We start from the raw sequence: 7147 nt of genomic DNA, 5'->3' as shown, positions 1-7147 counted from the left end.
GGAAGGTTTCCAGTCCAAGGTTCAGGATGCCTACGGCAATACGTTTGAACTGGAGAATGGGGACGTGGTTCTGTACCACGCCAACAAATCGAGCCGGGACGATTTTCAATCCCGAGTGACGCATTGATGGAAGAATGACTCGAAGATCAGGCAAGCCGGAGTACTCCGGCTTGCCTTTTGTGGTTATGGAGAGGAAGAAGGAGTGCTTAATACCTGAACATTTCGTCTACCTGTTTCATTCGATCAATATATTTGACGAGTTCATCTCTACGCCCTTCAAAACGATCATTCCATTTAGACAAATCATTAAAGAAGATATTCATACGTTTACGCATTTCTTCGCCGGCCACACCTTTCCAGCCGAATAATCTACCATAAACTGTTTTTAAGTAAGCTTCGTCTTGATTGAGCTTATGTATAACTTGGTCTAATTGATTCTTCGCTTGTCGTAGATCATCTATTTCAACTAGGATTTTTGACACGTCTTAACCTCCTTAAGGGGCTACGCCTTGGTCGGCTCTAATAAAGTCGTCTGCTTTTTTATTGATAAATACGGCTATATCGTTAGCTGTGGAAGAATACCAGCGAATGAACTGGTTTAGTTCATCTATAGTTCCCTGCACAATAGGCTGTAAAGAACGACTTTGGCTCGTTTCAAGGAGATTTTGAATTGAACGAAGGGTAGTAGGCAGTGATTGTTGAAATTCCTGAACATGCTGCTTAATCTTCTGGCTGGATTCCTTCAGCTCCTCCGGTTGTAATTGGATAGTTGATCCGCCGATCAAGGCCATCATTGGGAAGAACTTCTCGACAATAGAATGCATTATATCCAAACCACGATTCTTTAAATTCTCCCAAGCTGCCATTGCTTCTGTATAGTTGCTCCACCGTGGCGAGCCTTGTACTTGTTCCCTAGTATTACGATCAAATAACATATTGTTGATGTTCCCATTTTCATCGAAAGTATAGTTTTCAAGTGAGTGATAGGCTGGGTGATTACTACTTTCACTAAATGAATCAATTACTCTGGCGATTTGACCTGGTCCCCAGCTTCCGGGAAGGTCTCCAACTTTAAACATTGGGCCGCCATTGAGACTTAAGTTTATAGGGACATCCATATTGTCATACTTGGCATTTGCCGTGTCGAAATTCGATCCTAAATAGTAAGTAGATCCAACATGTCGGCCATACTCTGATAATGGACCAGCTCCGACAGAGTCGCTTGGATGTACATAATTAACAATTTGTTTGTCAAATTCTCCGTTGTTTATTTTCTTAAGCAAATCATCAGATAACAAGTTAGTTACACTTGGGGCACTGAAGGTAACTCCAGATATACCATTACGAGCAGCAACGAATTGAGTCAGTGCTCCACCTAAGGAATGTCCTGTTGCCGTGATTTGAGCATCGGGATACTGCTTCTTCACAGCAATATACAGTTCCTCTGCCTGATGAAATTGGTTATTCTCATATTGCTGATAATTGCTCAGAAATCCTAATGGAGACTCGAGAAGTAAAGTCTTTATCGGCGAGTTTACTTTCTCTTCGAGTTTCTTATAACGCCCGAAGACAACATCTGCCGCATCTGCATCGATATCCATAATTCGATTCAGAGTTTGATTGAAGTCACCAAATTCAGGCTCGGTACCTCTATAACCGATAACTACTTGGTTTGTGCTTTTATTGTAAAATACAGCTGCATCAAATCCTGATATTTTGCTATGTAATTGGGCTCCTTCAGGTTCGACTACTTTCCAATTTGGGTCGCTTATGTTTTTTAATAGTTCTCCGGGCTTAGGTGGGTCATAAGCTGCTTTAGACATTTTTTGATATATTTCATCAGAAATATATGTCATACTTCTTACCCTCCTTTGTGGTTGAAATATAATTGTTGTTTTATATGTATATAATATAATATATAATTAAATAGTAAATAAAAAGAAAAAATTCAATTATTTTATTTCGATTTAAACAGTCTCAAGAATGGGGGAAATTAGAAAAAAGGAGGGTTGCTTTTGAAAAGGAAATTAATCATTTTCTTTTGTATATTGATAATTAGTTGTATTTTTGGAGGGTGTAATATGAATAGTTCTAAAAAGGAAGGAATTATAGAAAAGGCAAATCAAATAGGCATTGATTATTTTCAAAAGAACTATAACATTGATGTGGTCTTCACAGAATTTAAGGTGATGCCTGAATATATTAGTAGCAGTGTTAGTATGCATGGCCATGTTCAAGGAGCCGAAGATGAGACGATATATTTGATGATAAATTATCGGACGTATGAAGTAGAAATAGGGAGTGTTTTTGAAGGTTTTGATGAGAAATATCCAAAGAACGAAAATATAGATCCTGATTTAATTCAAAAAGAAGAAACAAAAGATTAAATACATATTTCCTAACAATGATTTTGCGTCCTGCTTCGGCAGGATGTCTTTGTAGAGAGAGAAAAAAGAATAAGGACAATCCCGGAAGTACATAGACAGAAGTTGTATTTTTTGAAAGGGAAATTAATGATCTTCTTCTTGATCTTATCTGTAATATTAGTTGGTTGTGGCACCTCTAAAGCCAAAGAGAAAGAAATCATAGAAAAAGCAAATCAACAGGAATTGAATATTTTAAAAAGAACTATAATTATTGATGTAGTTTTCACAGAGTTCAATGTAAGGCCTGAATATATATAGAGTAGGGTAGAGGATAAGGAACAGGAATTTCTCTTGCTAGTGAATTATCGTACATATGAAGTAGGACCAGAACTCTATCAGAAGGCTTTTGGGAAAAATATCCAGATAACGAAAATTTAGATTCCGATCCCCCCCAAAGTTCTAAACGAAAAAGGCATAAGTAAGTACATATTTCCTAAGTACAAAAGCATCCTGCTTCTGGCAGAATGCTTTTTTTGTAGAAATTTCAGAATTAAACAAGAAAAAAAGTTAGTTTCAACATAAATCGACAATATTTTCAAATTGAACATGTTATAATTTTCCTAGTCTTTACATCCAAAGTGGGTAATTGGGATTGGTGGCGTCTATCCAATATGGTCCATCGGCACCATGAGATTAAGGAAAGTGAGTGGTTAAGTGTCATGTCATATTTCTATTACCGCAGGTCGCCGCGAATAATCAAGGAACAGGCAAAGCGGGAAATCGAGCTGCTCAAGCCACCGACAGTGCCGCAGGCACCAACTTTGAATTTGATATCTATTATTGTACCAATTCTGGTCTCCGTTGGTGGGGCCACGGCGATGATGGCATTTTACAGCAGATCAGGCAACGGCAATTCGGCAATTATCCAAATGGTCACAATGTCGACGATGGTTGCATCGTATTTTGTTCCGGTACTAGTTCATATCCAGCAGAAGTCCAAGCATCGCAAAGCCCTGAAGCAGAGAGTGAAGAAATATGAGGCGCATTTGAACGAGAAGCGGGAAATTATGCAGGGTTGGAAAAATGAACTCGTCTTGAATTGGCATCAAACTCATTTGGAGCCCCAATTCTGTGCAACATTGGTTGCTGATCGGAGTCCAGCTATCTGGGAGAGAATTCCGCAGGATGAGGACTTCCTTAAAGTGCGTGCCGGAATTGGGACGGTTCCCAGCGGTTTTGAGATTAGGGCCCCTAAGCAAGAAGGCCTGGATAACGATTCGCTGATTCAGAAGGCAAATGAGCTGGCGGAAAGATTCTCGACGATTCAAAATGTTCCCGCCCTCATGGATCTGAACAAGTATCGGGTTGTTGGCCTGGTGGGGGAGGAAGAGGAATTAGTTACCTTCTGTCGGACGATAGCTACGCAGCTTGCAACGCATCATTCACCCGATGAGGTCAAGATCACTGCCTTTTTTAACGCGCTCCAGGCTGAGAAGTGGGATTGGGTTAGATGGCTTCCGCATGTATGGGATGATACCAGAACCCATAGGTATCTGTTCCAGGAGGGAGGATACCAGCCGCAAGTCCTTGAGAATTTATTTGCCTTGCTGCAGCGCAGGTTGTGGATGAAGCCAAATGAGAAGGCCTCTCCGTTCTTTATAAATTTCTTGCCGTATGTGGAAATGCTTGAGTATGAACCCATTCTGCCGCTATTTCTTAAGAGCTCGGAGGTCATATCTGCGAGTACAGTCATATTAGCTCCCAGTAGGGAACTGCTCCCTAAGGAGTGTGAGCTCGTTGTAGAACTGCGTGGTACGGAGGGAATTATGCGCTCTACTAACGTGACTAGCGGGAATGCTGAGGACACTAATTCCAAGCCGAAAGACAAGATCCCCTATGTACAGCCATTTATTCCTGATCATTTGGACTTGGTCCAAGTGGATCAGTTTGCGCGAGCTATAGCCCCGTATCGAATGAAGACAAGCTCGGCCGATGAGATTGTAAATGTATTGACCTTGTTTGATATGTTCCATGTTGACAAAGTCGATGAGTTGGAAGTCGTGGGGAGTTGGGGGGAGAACCGATACCCTAACACGCTGCCGTTTCCAGTGGGGGTCAGGGGAGGACTTAAGCCGGTACTCCTTAATCTGCATGATAAGATCGAGCGCAAAGGACATGGGCCGCACGGTCTTATGGCTGGGACAACAGGCTCTGGTAAGAGTGAGGTCATTCAGTCAATGATCGCTTCCATGGCGGTGCATTATCACCCTCACGATCTAGCATTTATGCTGATTGACTATAAGGGCGGAGGGATGTCAAATACTTTCCAAGGTCTTCCGCATGTTATCGCCACGATAACTAACCTGGAAGAAGAAGGCCTAATTGAGCGTTCCCAGGTTTCCTTAAAGGCAGAATTAAGACGGAGACAAAAATTATTCGTTGCTGCGGGTAATGTTCAGCATATTGATGAGTACTATAAGACGGAATGGAGAGAAAGAGAACCGCTGCCTCACTTATTCATCGTTATTGATGAATTTGCACAGTTGAAGAAGGATCAGCCGGAATTCATGAGTGAACTGGTAAGTATTGCGGCGATTGGCCGAACGTTAGGCGTGCATTTATTGCTAGCCACCCAGAAGCCTGGCGGTGTTGTTGATGATAAGATTTGGAGCAACTCCAGGTATCGCATATGCCTTAGGGTTCAGGATGAGGCGGATAGTCGGGAGATGCTGAAGATTCCAGACGCGGCTTACATAACGAATCCTGGTCGAGGATTTTTGCAGGTCGGCAGTAACGAAGTGTTCGAATCTGTTCAATTTGCTTGGAGCGGCGCTCCATATCGTCCAGGCCAGACGGTCAAGCAGGAAGATTGGACCCTGTATGAGGTTGGACTGGATGGAAGACGCAGCAAACTTAAGGATCCATTGGCAGAAGTCGTTCAGGAACACAAAGAGGATAAGGGTCTCGAAAAGAAACAGCTTGATGTATTAATCCAATATATCTCTGAACAAGCGGAGAATAATAATATTCCTCGTCTTCCAGGTCCTTGGCTCCCTCCATTGCCATTTGACATTGCTCTGGAACAACTGCCGGAGGAACCTGAGGAGAAGAATAAACCGTTAAATCCAAAGATTGGACTCATCGATGATGTGGCTAACCAGACCCAGTATCCGCTGCATATTGACATTGAATCAGGCCATTGGATTGTTTACGGTATGCCTGGGACAGGCAAGACTACTTTCGTTCAATCTTTGATATATTCTACTGCCTTATCAGCTAAACCGGATGAAATTCATATTTATGCACTTGATTTTGGGCGAATGCTTAGGGATTACAAGCTTCTTCCTCATGTTGGAGACGTGATTCAGGATGATCAGGAGGAGAAAGTGGTCAGACTGATCGGTTACCTCGAGGAAGAAGTACGCAACCGCAAAAACTTATTCGCAGATGCTGGCGTTAAATCAAGATTGGCTTATTGCGAAGAAACAGGTGAGAAACTGCCGGCTATTCTGTTCATAATTGACGGTTACTTGAGCTTCAAAGGTCAATTCGAGGCACTCCAGGAACGGACTGAAGCCATAATGCGTGAAGGGGCAAGCCTGGGAATTTATTTCATGCTGACGGTAAACCGAGTATCTGATGTTACAGACAAAGTAAGGAGTAATTATCCTAATGCCGTTGCTTATTTGTTATCTGATTCCGGTGACTATCATTACACAGTAGGACGCTTAGGTAAAAATCCGGGACAATTGCCTGAAGGGCGGGGATTTGTAAAAGGTTCCGTTCCCCCTTATGAATTCCAAACGGCACTTGCCATACAAGCTTCAAGCGAATCTGCACGTACGCGGGCTTTACGGGATATATTCACTTCAATGGATCAAGGCTGGAATGGCTTAAGGCCATCTGAGATCAGAACGTTGCCGGAGGTTGTTCCGCTTCAGGAGGTTTGGGAGCAGAGTGAAAGGTTTACAGAACATAGCTTGCCAATCGGACTTCGTGTGGACAATCTTAAACCTTTTGCATGGAACCCTCAGGATGGCCCGTTCTTTATGGTAAGTGGACGTATGGAGTCAGGCAAGACCTCGATGATGGTATCGCTCGGTTTAATCTCGGCCCTGTATCAGTCACCTGAACAGATAGACATATACTTATGCGACTTCAGACGGCCAGCTCCGGGGTTAAGTGTATTAAAATCTCTTCCTCATACTCAAGGTTATAGCTCTGATGAGAGAAGCTTAGAGGAAATGCTGCAGAACATTAAAGATGAAGTAGAGCGGAGAACGATCGATTCCTCCAACAATCGTCAATTTAAGACAATCATGCTATTTATCGATGATGCTGACATTACCGCCAAGCGAATTTCCAGTAACTTTAATGTGACAGAGCATCTCGAGTACATTACTCGTTATGGACAAGAATGTGGAGTCAAGATCATTGTAGCAGGACAAGCAAGTGAATTTAATTCGAATTGGGATGCATGGCTGAAGGAAATCAAATCAACCCAACTCGGTTGGCTGCTTGGGACAACAGATTTATCAGATGTTCAGTTATTTAATATTAAGTTGCCGTACGAACAGAGCGGAAAGGTACTGCCTGCTGGGGAAGGTTTCTATATTAGAAGGAAATTTGAGAGAGTGAAGACTGTTCATGCCTTTGCCTATGGCTTGAGCCAACTCGAGGAACAAATTGAACAAGTTAATAAGAAGTGGGTAAATAGTCCTGTTTTGTCACAATAATGATTTTACTGTAAATAATTGTATTGAAGAGCAGATGTGAATTTA

The 7147-nt window shown here is 42.3% G+C and carries 4 protein-coding genes; 2 read left to right on the top strand and 2 right to left on the bottom strand.

Translation table 11 applies throughout. The annotated features are described in order from the left end of the window. Positions 1-206: 206 nt before the first annotated feature. Both DMN77_RS23200 and DMN77_RS23195 read right to left on the bottom strand, forming a co-directional pair. Positions 207-482 (bottom strand): hypothetical protein, encoded by a 276-nt coding sequence (locus tag DMN77_RS23200; RefSeq protein ID WP_068782415.1) that lies wholly within the window; start codon positions 480-482, stop codon positions 207-209. Positions 483-494: 12 nt separating this feature from the next. Further along, a complete protein-coding gene (locus tag DMN77_RS23195) occupies positions 495-1856 on the bottom strand; it encodes a lipase family protein (protein ID WP_068782414.1) in 1362 nt (453 codons plus the stop codon). Between the two features lie 225 nt (positions 1857-2081). Here DMN77_RS23195 and DMN77_RS23190 point away from each other — a divergent pair, with 225 nt between their 5' ends. Both DMN77_RS23190 and essC read left to right on the top strand, forming a co-directional pair. Then, positions 2082-2387: a hypothetical protein gene (locus DMN77_RS23190; RefSeq protein WP_068782413.1), complete on the top strand. Its 306-nt coding sequence runs from the start codon at positions 2082-2084 to the stop codon at positions 2385-2387. Positions 2388-3085: 698 nt separating this feature from the next. After that, positions 3086-7102, top strand: a complete 4017-nt coding sequence (gene essC, locus DMN77_RS23185) for a type VII secretion protein EssC (protein ID WP_179016430.1) — start codon at positions 3086-3088, stop codon at positions 7100-7102. Positions 7103-7147 lie beyond the last annotated feature (45 nt).

This window comes from Paenibacillus sp. 79R4 (genome assembly GCF_013393165.1).
Taxonomy (GTDB): domain Bacteria; phylum Bacillota; class Bacilli; order Paenibacillales; family Paenibacillaceae; genus Fontibacillus.
This window is presented reverse-complemented; position numbering and strand designations above follow the sequence as displayed.